At 38.9% G+C, this 20318-nt stretch carries 18 protein-coding genes; 7 read left to right on the forward strand and 11 right to left on the reverse strand.

The window, feature by feature from the left end; translation table 11 throughout:
• Positions 1 to 25: 25 nt before the first annotated feature.
• Complete coding sequence (locus tag ACKGJN_RS09375; protein WP_006989895.1) at positions 26 to 469, reverse strand: Lrp/AsnC family transcriptional regulator; 444 nt, start codon at positions 467 to 469, stop codon at positions 26 to 28.
• 63 nt (positions 470 to 532) lie between these two features.
• On the opposite strand from ACKGJN_RS09375, the gene ACKGJN_RS09380 reads away from it, so the two are divergent.
• Positions 533 to 1009, forward strand: coding sequence for a hypothetical protein (locus ACKGJN_RS09380; RefSeq protein ID WP_409539229.1), 477 nt, complete (start codon positions 533 to 535; stop codon positions 1007 to 1009).
• Here the strand turns inward: ACKGJN_RS09380 and ACKGJN_RS09385 are convergent.
• Positions 1002 to 1634, reverse strand: a complete 633-nt coding sequence (locus tag ACKGJN_RS09385; RefSeq protein ID WP_409539230.1) for a MarC family protein — start codon at positions 1632 to 1634, stop codon at positions 1002 to 1004. The two genes, ACKGJN_RS09380 and ACKGJN_RS09385, sit on opposite strands and share 8 nt — an antisense overlap.
• A gap of 867 nt (positions 1635 to 2501) precedes the next feature.
• On the reverse strand, positions 2502 to 5954 hold the full coding sequence (locus tag ACKGJN_RS09390) for a methylmalonyl-CoA mutase family protein (protein ID WP_409539231.1): 3453 nt from the start codon (positions 5952 to 5954) through the stop codon (positions 2502 to 2504).
• Positions 5955 to 6546: 592 nt separating this feature from the next.
• Between ACKGJN_RS09390 and ACKGJN_RS09395 the strand changes: the two genes are divergently transcribed.
• Both ACKGJN_RS09395 and ACKGJN_RS09400 read left to right on the forward strand, forming a co-directional pair.
• Positions 6547 to 7251 (forward strand): DUF4197 domain-containing protein, encoded by a 705-nt coding sequence (locus ACKGJN_RS09395; RefSeq protein ID WP_409539232.1) that lies wholly within the window; start codon positions 6547 to 6549, stop codon positions 7249 to 7251.
• Positions 7252 to 7340: 89 nt separating this feature from the next.
• Complete coding sequence (locus tag ACKGJN_RS09400) at positions 7341 to 7529, forward strand: Lacal_2735 family protein (RefSeq protein ID WP_409539233.1); 189 nt, start codon at positions 7341 to 7343, stop codon at positions 7527 to 7529.
• Here the strand turns inward: ACKGJN_RS09400 and ACKGJN_RS09405 are convergent.
• From ACKGJN_RS09405 to ACKGJN_RS09430, 6 genes are all read right to left on the reverse strand, one after another.
• Positions 7502 to 8293: an ABC transporter substrate-binding protein gene (locus ACKGJN_RS09405; RefSeq protein WP_409539234.1), complete on the reverse strand. Its 792-nt coding sequence runs from the start codon at positions 8291 to 8293 to the stop codon at positions 7502 to 7504. The genes ACKGJN_RS09400 and ACKGJN_RS09405 overlap by 28 nt on opposite strands.
• A gap of 218 nt (positions 8294 to 8511) precedes the next feature.
• Positions 8512 to 9336, reverse strand: coding sequence for an orotidine-5'-phosphate decarboxylase (gene pyrF / locus ACKGJN_RS09410; protein WP_409539235.1), 825 nt, complete (start codon positions 9334 to 9336; stop codon positions 8512 to 8514).
• 49 nt (positions 9337 to 9385) lie between these two features.
• On the reverse strand, positions 9386 to 10462 hold the full coding sequence (gene prfA / locus ACKGJN_RS09415) for a peptide chain release factor 1 (RefSeq protein WP_409539236.1): 1077 nt from the start codon (positions 10460 to 10462) through the stop codon (positions 9386 to 9388).
• A gap of 311 nt (positions 10463 to 10773) precedes the next feature.
• Complete coding sequence (locus ACKGJN_RS09420; protein ID WP_409539246.1) at positions 10774 to 11955, reverse strand: AIR synthase related protein; 1182 nt, start codon at positions 11953 to 11955, stop codon at positions 10774 to 10776.
• A 152-nt stretch (positions 11956 to 12107) separates the two neighbouring features.
• Entirely contained in the window at positions 12108 to 14294 is a 2187-nt protein-coding gene (locus ACKGJN_RS09425) for a glutamine synthetase III family protein (protein WP_409539237.1), read from the reverse strand.
• Positions 14295 to 14412: 118 nt separating this feature from the next.
• The gene (locus tag ACKGJN_RS09430; protein WP_409539238.1) at positions 14413 to 15357 is read right to left on the reverse strand and encodes a calcium/sodium antiporter; all 945 of its coding nucleotides are present in this window, start codon (positions 15355 to 15357) and stop codon (positions 14413 to 14415) included.
• 139 nt (positions 15358 to 15496) lie between these two features.
• Between ACKGJN_RS09430 and ACKGJN_RS09435 the strand changes: the two genes are divergently transcribed.
• The 4 genes from ACKGJN_RS09435 to ACKGJN_RS09450 all read left to right on the forward strand — a co-directional run bounded on the left by ACKGJN_RS09435 (position 15497) and on the right by ACKGJN_RS09450 (position 19098).
• Positions 15497 to 15856, forward strand: coding sequence for a BlaI/MecI/CopY family transcriptional regulator (locus ACKGJN_RS09435; RefSeq protein WP_409539239.1), 360 nt, complete (start codon positions 15497 to 15499; stop codon positions 15854 to 15856).
• Between the two features lies 1 nt (position 15857).
• On the forward strand, positions 15858 to 16571 hold the full coding sequence (locus ACKGJN_RS09440) for a M56 family metallopeptidase (protein ID WP_409539240.1): 714 nt from the start codon (positions 15858 to 15860) through the stop codon (positions 16569 to 16571).
• A 54-nt stretch (positions 16572 to 16625) separates the two neighbouring features.
• Complete coding sequence (locus ACKGJN_RS09445; protein ID WP_409539241.1) at positions 16626 to 18086, forward strand: hypothetical protein; 1461 nt, start codon at positions 16626 to 16628, stop codon at positions 18084 to 18086.
• 853 nt (positions 18087 to 18939) lie between these two features.
• Positions 18940 to 19098, forward strand: a complete 159-nt coding sequence (locus tag ACKGJN_RS09450) for an SsrA-binding protein (RefSeq protein WP_409539242.1) — start codon at positions 18940 to 18942, stop codon at positions 19096 to 19098.
• Positions 19099 to 19241: 143 nt separating this feature from the next.
• On the opposite strand, the gene ACKGJN_RS09455 is transcribed toward ACKGJN_RS09450, so the two are convergent.
• A complete protein-coding gene (locus ACKGJN_RS09455) occupies positions 19242 to 19757 on the reverse strand; it encodes an adenine phosphoribosyltransferase (RefSeq protein ID WP_409539243.1) in 516 nt (171 codons plus the stop codon).
• A gap of 283 nt (positions 19758 to 20040) precedes the next feature.
• On the reverse strand, positions 20041 to 20318 hold a 278-nt coding region (locus ACKGJN_RS09460; RefSeq protein WP_409539244.1), incomplete at its 5' end, for a hypothetical protein.

Consider the following 20318-nt stretch of genomic DNA (forward strand, 5'->3'; position numbering starts at 1 on the left):
TTTCTCAATACTCAAATCTCACATCTTACCCCCTTCTTTTTATAGGACCGTGCTCCACTACACTGGAGAGGATTATGTGGGTTTTGGTTTCCCCGTAGGTGATTAGTTTATCGATAAATTCCTCCAGATGGGATTGATCATAAAGCACCACCTCCATGATAATATTTTCATTTCCCGTGATCCGGTAACAGTTGATCACTTCCTTAAACTCCTTTACTTTTTCCAGAAAAGGTTTTAATCTTCCCATAAATGCCCTAAGCGTGATCACAGCTTTAAGCTGATGGCCGGTTTTATGGTAGGAAACCTCCGCTTTATAGCCTTTAATAACTCCACTGTCTTCCATCTTCTTCACCCTGTCGGCAACAGCAGGGGAGGTAAGTCCTACGTTACGACCTATTTCTGAAAATGATTGCCGGGCATTCTTCTGAAGGGATTCCAATATTAACCAGTTTAATCGATCTAAAGGCATATTTAATCTTTAAGTAAATTATAATGTATAAATTTAAAGTAAATCTATGATTCGACCTTAAAAATGAAAGATTACTTTGCTGAATTCAGTGTAAATTTACATTCCCTGAAGAAAAGAATTTATAAAAAGATTATGCAACCTATTGAATTTTCAAACCTTCCTGTTTATAAAAAAGCACTTGAAATTTTTAGAGTTTCCAGGGCGATCGCGTGCAGTATTAGCGATAACAGAAATATTTTGGAAATGGAGATTTCAGAAGAACTCAATCACAGGTTCGCCGGAGAGCTCGTAACCGATGCGCTGGCACTTGTCCCGGAACTGGCAGTTGTGCAAAACACCTCCAGCCATTCCCTTCGACTAAAAAGAGCCAGAGAAATACAGAAATCTGCCAGCGGCATCTTACTGAAATGCAGAAAACTGGAATTCAACGGAGTAAAAGAAAAGGAATTTTTATCGCTGCTTAAATCAGAAATACAACAATTTAATAGAATTTTCGCAGAGTGGATCTATAGTCTTCCTATGGATAAAAAAGTTAATTAGAGATCAAAGTTGGGGTTAAAAATGCAAGATTCACACCTTCAATAAACATATTAGTCCCAATAATTGCAATAATAAGTCCCATTATTTTCTCGATTACCACGATTTTATTTTTCCCAATATAGCGCACCAAATAATCACTGGAAATAAATGCCAGGTGGTTTAAATACATAATAAGTGCGAACATCACTATGATGATAAGAAGCTCTGCATATCCTGCATTTGTGGTATAGTTCATTGCTGTAACTATGGTTCCGGGACCTGCCAGAATTGGGATTGCCAATGGTGAAATCGAAATCCCTTCATTAAAGTTAATCTCCGATTGATTATCAATACTGGATTCCTGTGCCCGAATCATTTCAAATCCTACAAAAAATATCAGTATCCCTCCGGTAATCTTAAAAGCTGGAATGGTAATTCCAAAAAGATCGAAAACATACTTCCCAATTATAATAAACCCGGAAACGATTATAAAAGCGGTAAAAGTGGCTTTTCTGGAAATTTTTTTCTTGGTTTTTGCGTCTGCAGCCTTGGTGAGGCTTAGAAATATAGGTATGTTCCCCGGCGGACTGTTAATCGCGAAGAAAGCGGTAAATGTACCTATGGCAAACAACCATAAATTTTCCATTGAAACTGATTTTTTACAAGCCGCGAAGATATAGTTTTAATTTTATTCCCCGGAAAATATTTTTGGATATTATCTTGTTTTAATTCATAGCAAGTTTGACACTGTTTTAGGATTAAATCATACCAGGCCTGCCCGAATCATTCAGGTGGGATTGTCTTGTTTTTAAAAGAATTTTCCTCCCGATAATTATCGCAACATACCTTGTATCAATAGAGATTCCTCTCAAAAAAGCCCCCTATTTTAACGCTCTCAAAATTCATATAAAAAAGCACGCGCTATTGTTTTTGCTCAACATATTAATGATGAGATATTTCGCCCCTTCGGGACTTTGATATCGTGGTTGTGCTCCTTCATCCCGCTTCACGGGATGTTAGTGTATTACGCCACTTCAGGGCTTTGAAATTTTGATTTTTTCCGGACGGCAGTTAAGCCCTAAAGGGGCGAAATAAAACAACGATGGGTGCAGCCCATCGTATAAAAAGCGAACATAAATATTAGCCCTGAAGGGGCAAAATATATAAGCATGTAATATCAGGCTAATATAATCCCTCCTCGCTGAGCTCCACGGGATAAGCAACCTCTAAGCCCTCGCTGCGCGAGGACAAGAGTCTGTAAATATTTTCCTTATTCTCAGAGATATCCCTCCATTAAAAGAGCCTTCTTAAAAGAGATCCCGTGTTCGCTGCGCTCCACGGGATAAGCGACCTCTAAGCCCTCGCTGCGCGAGGGCAAGAGTCTGTAAATATTTTCCTTATTCTCAGAGATATCTCTCCATTAAAAGAGCCTTCTTAAAAGAGATCCCGTGTTCGCTGCGTTCCACGGGATAAGCGACCTCTAAGCCCTCGCTGCGCGAGGGCAAGAGTCTGCTTACATATTCCTCCTATACTGCCCGCCGACCTCAAACATCGCATTGGTGATCTGGCCGAGGGAGCAAACCTTCGTGGCTTCCATAAGAACCTCAAAAAGATTTTCGTTTTCAATAGCCGCTTTTCTGATCTTTTCAAGCGCGGTTTCCGCACTATCCTCCTTAGCTTTATGAAGGTTTTTTAAGGTGGTGATTTGATATTGTTTTTCTTCTTCTGTAGCTCGTATCACTTCTCCCGGAGTTACCGTAGGGGAACCTGTGGAACTAAGGAAGGTATTTACTCCTATAATTGGGAATTCCCCATTATGCTTTAAGGTTTCATAATAAAGGCTTTCTTCCTGAATTTTACTTCGCTGATACATGGTTTCCATGGCTCCCAGAACTCCTCCTCTTTCGGTGATCCGGTCAAATTCCAGCAACACTGCTTCTTCAACAAGATCGGTTAATTCCTCAATGATAAACGCACCCTGGATTGGATTTTCGTTTTTGGTAAGTCCTAATTCCTTGTTGATTATTAGCTGGATTGCCATCGCTCTTCTCACAGAAGCTTCTGTGGGTGTTGTAATCGCCTCATCGTATGCGTTTGTATGAAGGGAATTACAGTTGTCATAAATAGCATATAGCGCCTGCAAGGTAGTTCTGATATCATTAAAATCTATTTCCTGCGCATGCAGGGAACGTCCGGAGGTCTGGATGTGATATTTCAACATTTGAGCCCTTGGATTTGCACCATATTTATATTTCAATGCTTTTGCCCATATTTTTCTGGCTACTCTTCCTATCACTGCGTATTCCGGATCTACTCCGTTGGAGAAAAAGAAAGAAAGGTTTGGACCAAATTTATCGATATCCATTCCACGGCTAAGGTAATATTCCACATAAGTGAATCCATTGGCCAGGGTAAGTGCCAGTTGGGTTACAGGATTAGCTCCTGCTTCAGCGATATGATATCCGGAAATCGATACCGAATAAAAGTTCCTTACCTGTTCTTCGATAAAATATTCCTGAACATCTCCCATCAAACGCAGGGCAAATTCTGTAGAGAAAATACAGGTGTTTTGCGCCTGATCTTCTTTTAATATATCTGCCTGAACAGTACCCCTCACAACATTCAGGGTATTTTTTTTGATCGAAGCATAAACATCTGCCGGTAAAACCATATCTCCTGTAACACCCAAAAGCATAAGGCCTAGCCCATTATTCCCTTCAGGAAGTTCTCCCTGGTATTCCGGGCGGTCAACCTTTTTGTCCTTATATATTTTTTTGATCTTATCTTCAACTTCCTTCTCCAGCCCGTTTTCAGCGATGTACTTTTCACATTGCTGATCGATGGCTGCATTCATAAAGAACCCAAGCAGCATCGGGGCCGGACCATTGATGGTCATACTTACCGAAGTCATAGCATCGGCAAGATCGAAACCGGAATACAGTTTTTTAGCATCATCCAGGCAGCAAATAGAAACCCCGGCATTCCCTATTTTTCCGTAAATATCGGGTCTGTGATCGGGATCATTTCCGTATAAGGTAACAGAATCAAAAGCCGTGGAAAGTCTTTTTGCGGGAAGTCCCATACTCACATAATGAAACCTTCGGTTGGTACGTTCCGGTCCGCCTTCTCCGGCGAACATTCTTGTTGGATCTTCTCCGGCTCTTTTAAATGGATATAATCCGGCGGTATATGGAAATTCCCCCGGAACATTTTCCTGTAAACACCAACGCAAAATATCGCCCCAGGCTTCATATTTTGGCAAGGCTATTTTCGGGATCTGTGAATGTGACAAAGACTCTGTATGGGTTTCAACCTTGATCTCCTTATCCCTGACTTTAAAAGTATAAACAGGCTCTTTATATTTATTGACGGTATCTTTCCATCCGGTTATAACTTCCCAGTTGTAAGGATCAAGATCCATCTTCACACGGTCAAATTCAGCTAACAGCAATTTGCTGAATTGTTTTTGCTCTTCAACCACCTCATTCATGAAATCATCATCAATGCCAAACTTCGAAAGGCTCAGTTTAACGTTGGTAACAGATTCCATTGTTTTATAAACCCCATATAGCTTTTGGGCAACTTCAGCCTGGGTAACAGCTTTTTCATCATAACTCCTGTTATTTTCAGAAATTTCAGATAAATACCGAACCCGACTGGGTGGAATTATATAGATCTTTTCGCTTGTATCTTCATTGGTGAGAAACGTGGAATTCAATGCAGAATTTGTTCGCTCATCGATTTTATTAATCAGTTTCCGGTACAGTGTATTCATTCCTGGGTCGTTAAACTGAGAGGCAATGGTTCCATAAACCGGAAGGCTTTCCGGATCGTCATGCCATAATCCATGGTTACGCTGATATTGTTTTTTCACATCCCGCAAGGCATCCAGGGCCCCGCGTTTGTCAAATTTATTGATCGCGACCACATCTGCAAAATCCAGCATATCGATCTTCTCCAATTGCGTGGCAGCACCAAATTCGGGCGTCATCACATATAAGGAAGCATCAGAATGTTCTATGATCTCGGTATCAGACTGGCCAATTCCGGAGGTTTCCAAAAGAATTAAATCGTAACCTGCGGCTTTTAAAACTTCCACGGCTTCAGCAACATATTTGGACAAGGCAAGGTTAGACTGGCGGGTTGCCAGAGAGCGCATATATACCCGGGAATCATTGATCGCGTTCATTCGAATCCGGTCTCCCAAAAGGGCACCTCCGGTTTTTCTTTTTGAAGGATCTACAGAAATTATTCCGATGGTTTTTTCAGGAAAATCAACCAAAAATCTTCTTACCAGCTCATCTACCAATGAAGATTTCCCCGATCCGCCAGTACCTGTAATACCTAAAACAGGAGTGGAAACCCCTCCCGACCGCCCTGAAGAAGAGGAGTTAGATTTATCAGTCTTAAAAACTCTCTGGAAATCTTCATTCCTGTTTTCGGCCAGGGAAATAAGTCTTGCTATGGTATTTACATCTTTATTTTTAAGGAGCTTTTCAACCTCATTTTCATTTTTTAAAGGTGGGGTTGGCGTATCGGCAATTTTCACAAGATCATTGATCATTCCCTGCAATCCCATTTCTCTGCCATCATCTGGCGCATAGATACGGGTAATCCCATAATCCATCAATTCTTTGATCTCCTCCGGCAGTATCACTCCGCCGCCGCCACCAAAAATTTTGATATGACCTGCGCCTTTTTCCTGAAGCAGGTCATACATATATTTAAAATACTCGTTATGCCCTCCCTGGTACGAAGTCATAGCTATTGCATTGGCATCTTCCTGAATCGCACAATTCACAACTTCTTCCACACTTCGGTCATGGCCAAGATGAATTACCTCCACCCCGGTTGACTGGATAATGCGGCGCATAATATTTATTGCGGCATCGTGCCCGTCAAAAAGAGAGGCTGCGGTTACTATTCTTACTTTATTTATGGGTTTATAAGGGGCTTGTACTTCCATTTTTATTCAATTTTTTTAATTCCTCTTTGCGGGTTTAAATCCACGAAATTTTTGATTGCCGCAATTTACGAATTATACAAGGAATTTCTCATGTCTGAAGAATTTTTAAGGATTCTTCAAAATAGTATTGAGATATGAGATGTGAGATATGAGATGTGTGAACTTCCCTGATTAGTGTAGACCGGTTTTAAACATTAATTTTCAATGTTACTTATTTTCTATATCCCGCTGATCCCGCTGATTTTCGCAGAGATCAATCTTCATTTCGCAATAAATACAAGATTAATTTTTCTATTATTTTTTCTATTCTCTATTATTTTTTTCTAAGTTCATGTTTCTTTTCTCAAGACTCACATCTCAAATCTTATGTTTCAGCAACGATCTTGACTCTTTACCGGACATTACTATTTTAATATAACTATAACAGGAAATTCTATAAGCTGGCACGTTTTTTATTAATACTTTTGAAACAGCCTTGTCGTTTGAAATAGCAAGACTTTGTGACCTTTGTGAAAACTTTGCGCCCTTTGTGGTTAAAAAAAGCAGCTTTCTACAATTCCCTAAAACAAAAACAAAACAAAAATTATTTCAGATGAAAAAATTATTACTTCTCGTACTTATTCCTTTAATGACCGGTTGTGCTGAACTTCAGGATATTGCCAACCAGATGCCTAATGGCGGATACGGAATCTCAAATACTGAAATTGCTGCCGGTTTGCAACAGGCGCTTGATCAGGGAATTGACAAACAGGTTACAAAATTAACTCAGGAAGATGGTTTCTTCAAAAATGAGCTGGTAAGGATAAATTTACCTCCGGAATTGCAAAAGGTAGACAAAACCCTTAGAGATGTTGGACTTAGCTCCCTTGCAGATGAAGGTCTTAAAGTTTTAAACCGTGCTGCTGAAGATGCTGTAAAGGAAGCTACGCCAATTTTCGTAAATGCAGTAAAGGAAATCACATTTACCGATGCAAGAAATATTCTATTGGGAAACAATACTGCCGCCACAACCTATTTAAATCAAAAAACAGAGCAGCAACTATATTCAAAATTCAATCCGGTAATCACCAACTCACTGGATCGTGTGGGAGCAACACAAGTGTGGACCAATATAATTGACCGGTACAACGCCCTGCCATTAACAGCCAAAGTCAATCCGGATTTACCGGATTATGTAACCCGGGAAGCTTTGGATGGAGTTTATACAATGATTGCCATTGAGGAACAGGAAATAAGGACAAATCTCGCTGCCAGAACAACCCAAATATTGAAAAGGGTTTTTGCCTTACAGGATTAAAATAAACAGAACTTTACAATTATTTTAACCTCAGCTTAATACAATTTAAATCCAAGAATATTTAATTTTACAAGAAATTAGCAATAAATATGTTGGGAAATATTTTTTTTAAGAGTAAAGAAGAACGATTATGTCAGAAATATTCCAGCCTAATGAATCGTGCATTTCAAGCTGCCCTTACAAATAAAGACAGAAGTGACGAACTTAATGCACGTGCAAAGGAGGTTCTGGAAGAATTAAGAGCCCTAAATTATAAAGATTTAGACACCTGTTTCTGAAAATCTTCAAAATAATGAAATGCAGGCAGTGATCTCGAGCCATACCAGCTAAAGAATTCACCATTTACCAATATTATCGGCACATCACAAACCTCCTGAATTTCCTTAATATGAGCTCGCTTAAACGGGTAAGGCTCAGAAGACAGGAAAATAAGATCAGGCTTTAAAAGCTTTAACTTCCTAAGTGTTGTTTGCGGATAACGTTCAGGATTGGTTTCAAATACATTCTTTAATCCGTTTAACTTCAACATGGAATTGATAAAGGTATTACCGCCGGCTGCCATCCATGGGTTTTTCCATATCAAATAAGCTACTTTGAGTCCTTTTTCAGGAATTTGAGCCTGAAATTTTTCCTTTTCATTTTTCAAATCTTCAATCAATTCTTCTGCTTTTTCAGCACATTGAAAAAGTTCCCCATACATCGCGATAAGCTCCAGGGAATCTTCAAAATTGTTTATTTCAGAAATATGTACAGGGGCAATTTTTTTCAATTCCCGAACCATTTCCTGGGTATTCTCCTCCTTATTACACAGAATAATATCGGGGTTTAAATTCCGTATCGTATCAAATTGAACCGTTTTTGTTCCGCCAACCACTTTCTTTTCTTTCCGAATACGGGCAGGATACACACAAAATTTAGTCACACCTGCAATTTTGTCCTCAAGACCAAGGTAAGAGAGCAATTCCGTTTGACTGGGAACTAAAGAAACTATTTTTTGAGGCACCTTTTCCAGATGGATCTCCCTGTTTAACTGGTCTTTCATATTGGGATATTTATTCTTTTTTATTGGTCTCCCGATAGCTTTCGGGAGCAATTCGCATATCTAGGTCGATTTTTGCATCATGTTTTCGATATGCTCATTTCATATTATTAATGCAGCTATTTTTTAGCTGGTTTCTTTTATAAACTATGGTGAAAAAAATAAATATTAAATTCTTAGGGACTTCACTAAAAGAATAAGTCCGATTAAACCCATAAAAATTACAGGTGTAATTTCGAAAGTTGCGCTGCCATTTCCCGTTGCATAACTTCTGCTTTAGCGGCGGCAATTTCAGCAAAATTTGAAGATTCAGAAGCATATATAATTCCGCGGGAAGAATTTACCAGAAGTCCTACATTTTTGCTCATCCCGTATTTACAAACATCCTCAAGCGATCCTCCCTGAGCTCCCACTCCGGGAACCAGCAGGAAACTATCCGGAATCAACTTCCTGATCTCTGCCAGGTGTTCGGCTTTAGTGGCTCCCACCACATACATCAAGCTTTCTGAATTTTCCCAGGTTTTGGAAGTTTCGATCACTTTTTTATATAATTCTACCCCATCTGTTTTCAGGGTTTGGAAATCAAAAGCTCCTTCATTTGATGTGAGTGCGAGTAATATGGTGTGTTTATCGCGGATTGCAAGAAAAGGTTCCACAGAATCCTTTCCCATATAAGGTGCAACCGTTACAGAATCAAAAGCCATTTCCTGAAGAAAAGCCTTTGCATACATAGCAGAAGTATTGCCGATATCCCCTCTTTTTGCATCGGCAATAGTGAAAAGGTCTGGATATTCACTGTTTAGATATTCAATGGTTTTATTAAGGGCTTTCCATCCTTTTTTACCCTGTGCCTCATAAAATGCCGTATTGATCTTGTATGCCACCGCAAATTGATGTGTAGCATCTATGATATCCTTATTAAAGGCAAACATAGGGTCCTCCTCAGAAAGTAGATACGTTGGCATTTTATCAAGATCGGTATCCAGACCAATACATAAAAATGATTTTTTCCTGTGTATTTGTTCAAGAAGCGCTTGTGTGGTCATGTTTTGGGGGATTTATTATAGGGAAAATGAATGAAACTGAAACACAATTTTAAAACACATCGCTGTTTTCTCTGAGTTTCCGTGTGTTTTCAACCAATGCCAACTCATCTATAATTCTTTGAATATCCCCATTGATAATGTTGGACAAATCATAGAGCGTAAGATTAATACGGTGATCTGTAACCCTGCCCTGGGAATAATTGTAGGTGCGTATCTTTGCGCTTCGATCTCCGCTGGAAACCATAGAGTTCCGCTTTGCAGAATCCAGTTCCATTTGCTTGGCAAGTTCCTGCTCATACAACCTGGATCTCAAAACCCTAAAAGCTTTTTCCTTGTTTTTATGCTGGGATTTCTGATCCTGACATTGAGCGACCAATCCTGTTGGAACGTGCGTTAACCGCACTGCTGAATAGGTGGTGTTTACCGATTGTCCTCCGGGACCTGAAGAACAGAAATAATCTATCCTCACGTCTTTGGGGTTTATTTCAACATCAAATTCCTCCGCTTCAGGAAGTACCATCACCGTTGCGGCAGAGGTATGTACTCTTCCCTGGGTTTCTGTTTGCGGCACCCGTTGTACCCGGTGAACACCGGCTTCAAATTTAAGAGTCCCGTACACATCTTCTCCGGTAACTTCAAAGATCATTTCCTTGAAACCGCCACTTGTACCCTCATTATAATCTACAATGGTGGCCTTCCAGCCTTTGCTCTCCACATATTTGGTGTACATTTTATAAAGATCTCCCGCAAAAATACTGGCTTCATCCCCACCAGTACCTGCACGAATCTCCATGACAACATTCTTTGCATCTTCAGGATCCTTGGGAACCAACATGATCCTTATTTTATCCTCCAGTTTGGCAAGTTCATTCTTGGAATCCTCTAACTGATGTTTTGCCATTTCAGTCATTTCAGGATCACTGCCATCGGAGATCATTTCCTGGGCTTCCTCAATATTATCTGTAAGTTCTATATATCGCTCGCGCACATCCATGAGCGCTTTAAGATCCTTGTATTCTTTATTAAGTTCTATGTACCGCTTCTGATCGGAAATCACATCCGGTTGAATGATAAGATCATTCACCTCATCAAAGCGTTGCTTCACTATATTCAGCTTCTCAATCATAAATTTTCACAAAATTTTTCGGAACAAATTTACAATAATTCCTTGGATTTAGAATTACCGGAATTTGGTAAAAAAGTATTGAGATGTGAGATATGAGAGGTAAGATAGATCATTCATGATTTTTAATTCTAAGCTCGTACTAAAAAGGGCTTGTTTCAGGGTTCAAGTTTCTTTACTCATTTCTCAATACTCAATACTCATTTCTCCCGCTGATCTCGCAGATTTTCGCAGAAATCAATCTTCCATGGTTTTTAGCCACGAATACACGAATTTTTTTTCTCAATACTCATTACTCAGATTTCAAATCTTGATTATGAATACTCAAATTCCCCGAACTCGCTTTTAATGGTGAGTTTTTTAGTTTCTGAAGCTTCCACGCGGCCTATTATTTTGGCATCTACTTCAAAGGATTTTGAAATATTTATAATTTCATCGGCGATATTTTCATCCACATACAGTTCCATCCGGTGTCCCATATTGAATACCTGGTACATTTCTTTCCAGTCGGTTTTACTTTCTTCCTGAATTAATTTAAAGAGCGGTGGCACCTCAAAAAGATCATCTTTAATAATATGGAGGTTATCTATAAAATGAAGGATCTTTGTTTGCGCTCCCCCGCTGCAATGCACCATTCCGCTAATCTCTTTATTGCTGAATCTCTTCAGGATTTTTTTGATAATTGGAGCATAGGTTCTGGTTGGAGAAAGCACAAGTTTACCAGCATTCAAAGGGGAATTTTCAACTTTATCGGTGAGTTTTTTACTGCCGGAATAAATCAAATCTTCGGGAATGCTGTTATCAAAACTTTCCGGATATTTTTCGGCTAAAACTTTAGAAAACACATCGTGACGGGCTGACGTCAGGCCATTGCTCCCCATTCCGCCGTTATATTCCTTTTCATAGGTAGCTTTTCCAAACGAAGCTAATCCTACAATCACATTTCCGGGTTTTATATTGGAATTATCGATAACATCACTTTTTTTCATCCTGGCGGTAACTGTAGAATCTACAATGATGGTTCTCACAAGATCGCCAACATCTGCCGTTTCTCCTCCGGTGGAATGAATTACCACTCCGTGTTCCTTGAGATCCTTCAAAAGTTCCTCGGTGCCATTGATGATCTGGGAGATAACTTCTCCGGTAATAAGGTTCTTATTACGGCCTATGGTAGAAGAAAGAAGAATGTTATCTGTAGCGCCTACACAAAGCAGGTCGTCTATATTCATAATAAGCGCATCCTGAGCGATACCTTTCCAAACCGAAACGTCTCCGGTTTCCTTCCAGTACATATATGCCAGCGATGATTTTGTACCAGCACCATCGGCATGCATGATCAGGCAATAATCCTCATCTCCCGTGAGATGATCGGGAACAATTTTGCAAAAAGCCTTCGGAAAAAGCCCTTTATCCACATTTTTTATCGCCTTGTGTACATCTTCTTTTCCTGCAGATACCCCTCTTCCGGCATATCGTTTACTTATTTCCTGACTCATGGAATGCTTTCTTTTATGAGATCTCAAAGATACATGGTTTAGATTTTTCATCAAGGGTGTAAAAGCAAAAAGAGGCAACTTAATTTCGCGCAAAAAAAAGACCTCACAGGTTTTAAAACTGTGAGGTCTGGTTGATTGATATTAAATGAATATTATCGCGTAAACAATAATTCCCTGTATTTGGTCAATGGCCAAAGCTCATCATCTACTACTAACTCCAGTTTATCGCAATGATATCTGATGGTCTCAAAATAAGGTTTCACCTTCTCACAATAAGCAAAAGCCCGTTTTTCAGAATCCTCTATTATATTTGCTTTTTTGCGCTCTTCGATCATCGCATTGATATCAAAATGAATATGCTCGATATGTTCAGAAATCTCTTTAATGATCTTCAATTGTTCCTTGGAATGATTTTCAAAATCTGTGGTAAAAATTTCTTTTAAGCCCCGCACATTCTCAATCAGGATATTTTGATAACGTATTGCGGTTGGGATAACGTGGTTACGCGCAATATCCCCCAAAACACGTCCTTCAATCTGTATCCTCATAGAGTAATCCTCCAGTTCTATTTCATGACGTGCTTCAATTTCCCTTTTATTCATCACACCCATTTCTTCATAAAGTGCGATGGTTTTTTTAGAAACCTGGGCTTTTAAAGCTCCCGGGGTAGTTTTATTATTACTCAAGCCGCGTTTTTTTGCTTCATCCTGCCATGCATCGGAATAACCATCCCCTTCAAACCTGATTTTTTTGGATTTTTTGATGTAGTCCCTCAAAATATTGAAAATGGCATCATCCTTTTTCATGTTCTTGTCTTTCACCAATGCATCAACGCTCTTTTTGAAATCGGTAAGTTGCTTGGCTACTATGGTATTTAAAACCATCATCGGATCGGCACAGTTTGCAGTAGAACCTACCGCCCTGAATTCAAATTTATTACCGGTAAAAGCAAATGGAGAAGTACGGTTCCTGTCTGTATTATCCAATAAGATCTCTGGTATTTTACCTACCACGTTCAATTTGAGGTCGGTTTTTTCCTGAGGTGATAATTTCCCGTCGGTTACTTTTTCCAGTTCATTTAAGACTTCTGTTAACTGACTTCCTATAAAGGCTGAAATAATGGCCGGTGGCGCTTCATTTGCACCCAATCTATGGTCGTTCGAGGCGCTTGCAATGGTTGCACGAACAAGTTCCTCGTTATCATGCAAGGCTTTTATTGTATTTATAAAGAAGGTAAGAAATTGCAAATTCTTCATTGGGGTGGTACCGGGACTTAAAAGATTTATTCCAGTATTGGTACTCAATGACCAGTTGTTGTGTTTTCCGCTTCCATTAATTCCGGCGAAAGGTTTTTCGTGGAACAAGACCTTAAAGTTATGGCGTTCTGCCACCTTATCCATTAAATCCATCAGCAGCGAGTTATGATCTACCGCAAGATTGCATTCTTCAAAAATAGGAGCCAGTTCAAATTGGTTTGGTGCCACCTCGTTATGACGGGTTTTTACCGGAATTCCCAACAACATACATTCAATTTCCAGATCTCTCATATAAGCTAAAGCTCGGGATGGAATGGAACCAAAATAATGATCGTCCAGTTGTTGTCCTTTTGCGGGGGAATGACCTAAAAGAGTACGTCCGGAAAGTTGAAGATCCGGCCTTGATAAATACAAAGCGGAATCTATAAGGAAATATTCCTGTTCCCATCCAAGGGTTACATTTACCTTATTTACATTTTTATCAAAATATTTTGCAACGGCAGTTGCAGCTTGATCAACAGATTGCAACGCACGAAGTAAGGGAGTTTTATAATCCAGGGCTTCTCCTGTATAAGAAACATAAACCGTTGGAATACACAAAGTCGTTCCATAAATAAAGGCCGGAGAAGTTGGATCCCATGCGGTATAACCTCTGGCTTCAAAGGTATTGCGTATTCCCCCGTGAGGAAAACTGGAAGCATCTGGTTCCTGCTGTACAAGTTGAGTTCCGCCAAATTTCTCTATGGCAAGTCCATCTCCTATAGTTTCAAAAAAAGCATCATGTTTTTCAGCGGTAGAACCTGTTAAAGGCTGAAACCAATGCGTGTAATGAGTAACTCCTTTAGAAATTGCCCATTCTTTCATCCCCGTGGAAATGTGGTCGGCTACAACCCGGCTTATCTTTAAACCAGATTTATTTGCATCAATAATATTTTGGTAAGCCTCTTTTGTAAGAAACTGACGCATAACGGTCTCATTGAAAACATTGTTGCCAAAAAGTTCCGATCGCCTTTTGGTCTCTTTTATCTTTACCGGTTTCCGGTTAAAGGTTTCTTTTAAAGCTTGAAATCTTAAGGTAGACATATAAAGGTATATTTTTAAGGGTTAACGCCGACAAAAATACATATTTATGCAACATACCCTATAAATTTTAGGGTTAAATTTTTAAATTTATGCTATTTAATTTCGAAACCCCCTAAAATTAGTCTATAAAGGCCATTCCAATAAAAATAACATAACTCACAAAAAGGATTAAGCCTTTATACCTTCCGAAGATAAATTTCCTCGGAAGAAATGCCAGTGGGATCAAGATAAAAGCAAATCCCAGCATCCAGAAGATATCGCTTGTAAGGATTTGTTCAGATTGTAAATAGATGGGTTGAATTAAAGCAGTTATTCCTAAAACCGAAGCGATATTAAAGATATTCGAGCCTATTAAATTCCCAAGGGAAAGCGCTTTCTCCTGTTTTAGCGCGGCAATAACCGAAGCTGCCAGTTCCGGAACACTGGTCCCTATCGCGATAATGGTTACAGAAATTACCCGCTCGCTTACTCCTAGCATTCCGGCCAAATCTACGGCCCCATTAACCAGCAATTCCGATCCTCCCCAAAGGGCAACCCCGCCTATTACAAGCCAAATGATGGTTTTAAAACCAGAAGTTACTTTCAGGGATTCATCTATTCCTTCAACTTCTACATGAATTTTTCGCGCTCTTCGAATTAAAAGGAACAAGTATAAAAGTATGGCCACAAGGAACACTCCGCCTTCCAGTCTTGATAAATGTCCGCCACTGCTTAAAAAAAAGAATAGAGCAATGGAGAACACCATCATTACAGGCCAGTTAAACCTGTAAAAATCGCGATCGATAGTAAGTGGGGAGATAATAGCTGTTATTCCAAGCACCAATCCTAAATTGGCAATATTGGAGCCTATAACATTCCCAAGGGAAATATCAGAAAAACCGCCAAGAGCAGCCTGTAAACTTACCAGTAATTCCGGGGCAGAGGTTGCAAAAGAGACAACCGTTAACCCAATCACCATTTTAGAAATGTTGAATTTAAAAGATAAAGCAACCGCCGCCCGTACAAGGAACTCTCCTCCCACTACCAGCAAAGCCAGACCAATAAGTATAAACAAAATGCTCATTATTTTTTTTTGGCGAAGATAAAGAAACTAAACATGAATATCCATCTTCCTATTTCAAACTACAAAATTAGGTTATGAACTATTTTTATCGTTATATTTGAAAACTATGTTTCTAGTACTGCGTTTAAAAAAATAAATCATGGAAAAACTCACCAATAAAGAAGAAGAGATCATGCACATCTTATGGAAGCTGGAGAAAGCTTTTGTAAAAGAAGTGCTGGCAGAGATCACTGAAGAAAATCTTCATTATAACACCGTATCCACTATTATTAGAAATATGGAGGAAAAAGGTTATGTGTCTCATAAAGCTTATGGTAAAACCCATCAATATTTCCCGGTGGTTTCCAAAGAGGTCTACCGGAAACAATTCATGAATACCGCCACAAAAAAATTCTTCGACAACTCTTATAAAAGCATGGTCTCCTTTTTTGCCAAAGAAGAAAAGATTAGCGCTGCAGAGTTGAGGGAAATTCTGGACATCATCGAAAAAAAGAAATAACATGGAAGCTATCTCGATCTACATTCTAAAAAGTGCTGGATTATTAAGCCTTTTCTATTTGGTTTATATCCTGTTGCTTAAAAATGATACTTCCTTTCAGTTAAACCGAAAATTCCTGATCCTTGGAATTATTGCTGCTTTTATAGTACCTGCGGCAGTATTCACAAAAACTATACGGGTAGAAAGCCAGGAGCTTGCAGCAGAAAATTTCATTATAACCGAAGGTTTTACAGGGGAAATTTCCATCCTTCCTCAGGAAGAGCCTTTAAACGGATGGCAAATCGCAGGATTTATTTATTTTTTAGGTTTAAGCTTTTTTCTAATCCGGTTTGGGTTTCAGCTTATTTCACTTTTAAATATCATTAGGAACCAACCAAAATTAAAGGAAGCGGGAATTACCATCCTCCATACCGAAGAGGCTATTCCGCCATTTTCATTTTTCAAATACATCATTCTCAACCCTAAATTGCATAGCCCGCAAGAATTGGAAATAATCCTGCAGCACGAAAAAATTCACGCTGCACAAAATCATTCTGCCGATGTGCTTTTAGCAAATCTAACCACTGCAGTGCTTTGGTTTAATCCGTTGGTTTGGTTTTATAGGAAAAACATCCTTCAGAATCTTGAGTTTATAGCCGATAAAGAAACAATTGCAAAAAACATCTCCCGGAAACGGTATCAGGAAACACTTCTTAAAGTATGCCTGGCGAATTGACAGCCGGCACTTTCCAATTCATTTTATCAATCATTTATCAAAAAACGAATCCTTATGCTTCACAAAAAATCTACATCGAATAATTTATGGAAGATGACTGCGGTCCTTCCGCTCGTGCTCGCTTTTCTGCTTGTTTTTAATGTAAAAACCGTGGCTCAGGTCATACCTTCCGAAGCAAAAACTGAGCTCACAAGGACTGAAAAATTTTCGGCCTCCATCTCAGAGAACAGCAGTCCGGAAGATCTCGATTTTGCAAAGAATTTTATGCTGAAACAAAACCTTGTGCTGGAATATGAAGATATAAGTAGGACTCCGGAAGGGCTTTTAACCTCCATTACCGTCAACTTTCTCAATAAAATCAATAATAACTCGGGGAGCGTCAGCAAAAATGATCCTGATGGAATAGGCTCTTTTGTGATTTTTGTGAATAAGAACGGAGAAACAGGAGTTGCAGATGCACCGGTTTTTTCAAATGAAATAAAAACCTCCACAGACAAGGTTTTAGCTGAAATTGGATTAAATCCCCTTTTCATTATTAATAAAAAGGAATATCAGGCAGCGCAACTTTACGGGAAATCCATCCACTTAAAAAGCGGGTTTGTTTTTATCTCGCCGAATGAAGCTGAAGAGATCAAGAAATATGGAACTAAAGCGCAGGATGGAATTATCCTTGTTGCCGAAGGTGAAATCATCGCTGATTTTTCTGAAGAAATGAAAAAGCTAGATCATGAAAATAAGAAAACCACTTTAAATTATCTTCAAATTGATGAAGGAAATAAACCCACCTTTATAACCGTAAAGAAAAACCAAAAAAATCTCGAAAAATCCCAAACGAACAAGAATAAAAGTTCAGAAAAGGATGAAAAACAGGAAAAGGAAGATAAAAAGGACACCTTGAATACGAATAAGAATGGAATAAAGATGGTGATTGGCACTGGAGCTCGTTTTGAAGCAGACAAACCAGGAATAGGAACAATATTGGCGAGAGATAGTGATGATATTTATGCATATCAAAATAGCACAAAAAGCAATCCGGCGAGCATGAATTTTTATCTACAGGAGGGAAAACCTCTTTTGGTAGTTGACGGAGAAATAAAGGAGGCAGAATTCGAACTGAATTCTATAAAAACTGATGAAATAGCTTCCGTGACTGTTTTAAAAGGGGAAAATGCGGTAAAAAAATATGGGAAAGATGCCGAAAATGGAGTGATTGAGCTAACCACCAAAAAGGTAGATTTTGAAAACAGTTCCAAAATATTTGAGATAAAATCCTCTTTCAGCGATGCGCAGCTGGACTCACTTAAAGAGGCTGCAAAACAACAAACCAATTTTAAACTTAACTTTAAAAACATAAAAAGAAACAGCGCCGGACTAATAAGTGCTATTGATGTATCGCTAAATGGGAAAGGCCAAAAAGCTTCCGCCAGTTACAAGGTAGAAGATGGGGTTCCCACAATTTACGTTGGCGAGAAAAAGGACGGAGGAGTTATAGTTACTTCAAGTCCTTTAAAATAACAGCTTCCTGGAAAAAATGCTGAATAACCCAAATTTTAAGAGAACCGATTGAAAAAATTGGGGGTCATTCTCAAAAGTTGTAGAGGAATTAAAATTTTAAGTCCTCAACAGGGTTCACCTTCCATGGCTGGATTATGAATGTTTGAAGTTGTTTTGTGCTAAAAACGAGGTGTATATGATTTTTAACCAGTGATTGTCCCAGGATAGGTATATTACGCCCCTTCATGGCTAATTATATAGGTTCGCTTTTTTAACGATGGGCTGCACCCATCGTTGCTATATTCCGCCCCCTTTGGGGCTTAATTATTACCCGTCCAAGACATCAAGATATTTCAACATTGAGCCGCATCCTTCGATAATACTGCCATACGGAGAAGGCTTGACCTAAAATAAAATACTTTGCTAACATCCCGTTAATCGGGATGAAATAGCACAGTTACAACGTCAAAGCCCTGACAGGGCGTAATATATCAACATCCCGTGAAGCGGGATAAAAGAAAACAAGCTTGATATCAAAGCCCTGAAGGGGCGTAATATCTCGTGTACTAGAAAACAACAGCGTGTAGGATATTGCTTTTATATATAAAATAATAAGAACCTTAAATTGGGTTTTTTTTGAATTACCAGGGAGTGGAGAAAAAATATTCTTCTTTTCAAATTGACCAATATTTTTGCCAAGTCCTTAACCTTCGTATTTGATCTAAAATTGGTTCTCCTTCACTTTTTAGAGTTCCTGGCATTTTCGAAAAAACGCTGTAAAAAAGCGGCCTTTTTGCTTGGTTTCATTTGGATCGGTAAAAGTTATATCCTGCCAAGGCATTTTTCAATATCTTTGATAGAAACCGGCCAAATTATGCAAAAGAAAATTTTTAAATTCATTTCAAAAGTCAACAAAAAAGTGCTTCCCAGTTATTCAAAACAGCAACTGGATCTTCAAAAAGCCACAAATCTTCAAAAAGCTATTATCGGCTGGAAGCTTTGGGTGACAAAAAAGGCCTTAAATCAATCTTAAATTCTTTAAAAAGTATTGAGATATGAAGTATTGAGATGTGAGTATTGAGATATGAGAGGTCTTAGCTCGTAAAGAATAATTTTGTCTCTTTTCTTTTTTCTATTCTTTATTTTCTTCTCTAACATCTACATTCTTTCGCCTCGTTAATAACCTATAAGTGATCTAACATCGTAATCCCGTAATTTCAATTCTCCATTTAAATAAGTAAGTTCGATAAGGAAATTACACTGCACGATCTTACCTCCCATTTTTTCGATAAGGTTGCAGGCAGTTCTGGCAGTTCCCCCGGTGGCCAGCACATCATCGTGCAATAAGACAGAATCCCCCTTTTTGATAGCATCCTGATGAATTTCAAGAATATCCTTTCCATATTCCAAATCATAAACCTCGGCATAGGTTTTATAAGGAAGTTTCCCCGATTTTCTCACAGGAACAAAACCAGCGTTGAGTTTTTCGGCTAAAATAGGTCCTAAAAGAAATCCGCGGGATTCAATACCAACCACTTTATCAATTTTAAGATCTCCAATTAAATCCATCAACCTGGCTACGGTTTCCCGAAGCGCTGCAGGATCCTGAAGCAGTGGGGTAATGTCTTTATAATTGATTCCGGGTTTAGGAAAATCAGTTATTTCACGGATAAAACTGTCGATATTTTTCATGATTCTAAGATAAAAAAACTTAGCGCATCTATCCCAAAATTATTTAGCCAATTTCTCGTTTTCCGTTTTCCGTTTTCCGTTTAGCGTTTAGTGTTTAGCGTTTAGCGTTCAGCGTATAGCGTTCAGCGTATAGCGTTCAGCGTATAGCGTTCAGCGTATAGCGTTCAGCGTATAGCGTTCAGCGTATAGCGTTCAGCGTATAGCGTTCAGCGTATAGCGTTCAGCGTTTAGCGTATAGCGTTCAGCGTTTAGCTTTCAGCGTTTAGTGTTTAGTGTTTAGTGTTTAGTGTTTGGTGTTTTTCTTAAAACTATGAAATTCACCTTGAACTTTCCAACTTTGCAACTTTGCAATTTTCCAACTTTCCAACTTTCCAACTTTCAACTTTTTAACCTTGAATCCGGCCCCGATGGGTCGGGGTTGAATTTTTAAATCCGTGTAATCCGCTTTTTGAGTAATCTGTGCAATCCGTGTTTTCCCAACTTTCAACTTTTTAACCTTGAATCCGGCCCCGATGGGTCGGGGTTGAATTTTTAAATCCGTGTAATCCGCTTTTTGAGTAA

The sequence above is a fragment of the Gillisia xinjiangensis genome (assembly GCF_046298265.1).
In the GTDB taxonomy this organism is placed as follows: Bacteria; Bacteroidota; Bacteroidia; order Flavobacteriales; family Flavobacteriaceae; genus Gillisia; species Gillisia xinjiangensis.

Coding starts and splice junctions, on each gene's coding strand:
- pyrF (WP_409539235.1), bottom strand. CDS start 9,336: ATGACCACACAAGCGCTTCTTGAACAAATACACAGGAAAAAATCATTT.
- ACKGJN_RS09405 (WP_409539234.1), bottom strand. CDS start 8,293: ATGAAAGACCAGTTAAACAGGGAGATCCATCTGGAAAAGGTGCCTCAA.
- ACKGJN_RS09375 (WP_006989895.1), bottom strand. CDS start 469: ATGCCTTTAGATCGATTAAACTGGTTAATATTGGAATCCCTTCAGAAG.
- ACKGJN_RS09445 (WP_409539241.1), top strand. CDS start 16,626: ATGCTTCACAAAAAATCTACATCGAATAATTTATGGAAGATGACTGCG.
- ACKGJN_RS09400 (WP_409539233.1), top strand. CDS start 7,341: ATGTTGGGAAATATTTTTTTTAAGAGTAAAGAAGAACGATTATGTCAG.
- ACKGJN_RS09385 (WP_409539230.1), bottom strand. CDS start 1,634: ATGGAAAATTTATGGTTGTTTGCCATAGGTACATTTACCGCTTTCTTC.
- ACKGJN_RS09390 (WP_409539231.1), bottom strand. CDS start 5,954: ATGGAAGTACAAGCCCCTTATAAACCCATAAATAAAGTAAGAATAGTA.
- ACKGJN_RS09395 (WP_409539232.1), top strand. CDS start 6,547: ATGAAAAAATTATTACTTCTCGTACTTATTCCTTTAATGACCGGTTGT.
- ACKGJN_RS09455 (WP_409539243.1), bottom strand. CDS start 19,757: ATGAAAAATATCGACAGTTTTATCCGTGAAATAACTGATTTTCCTAAA.
- ACKGJN_RS09380 (WP_409539229.1), top strand. CDS start 533: ATGAAAGATTACTTTGCTGAATTCAGTGTAAATTTACATTCCCTGAAG.
- prfA (WP_409539236.1), bottom strand. CDS start 10,462: ATGATTGAGAAGCTGAATATAGTGAAGCAACGCTTTGATGAGGTGAAT.
- ACKGJN_RS09440 (WP_409539240.1), top strand. CDS start 15,858: ATGGAAGCTATCTCGATCTACATTCTAAAAAGTGCTGGATTATTAAGC.
- ACKGJN_RS09435 (WP_409539239.1), top strand. CDS start 15,497: ATGGAAAAACTCACCAATAAAGAAGAAGAGATCATGCACATCTTATGG.
- ACKGJN_RS09425 (WP_409539237.1), bottom strand. CDS start 14,294: ATGTCTACCTTAAGATTTCAAGCTTTAAAAGAAACCTTTAACCGGAAA.
- ACKGJN_RS09450 (WP_409539242.1), top strand. CDS start 18,940: ATGCAAAAGAAAATTTTTAAATTCATTTCAAAAGTCAACAAAAAAGTG.
- ACKGJN_RS09420 (WP_409539246.1), bottom strand. CDS start 11,955: ATGAGTCAGGAAATAAGTAAACGATATGCCGGAAGAGGGGTATCTGCA.
- ACKGJN_RS09430 (WP_409539238.1), bottom strand. CDS start 15,357: ATGAGCATTTTGTTTATACTTATTGGTCTGGCTTTGCTGGTAGTGGGA.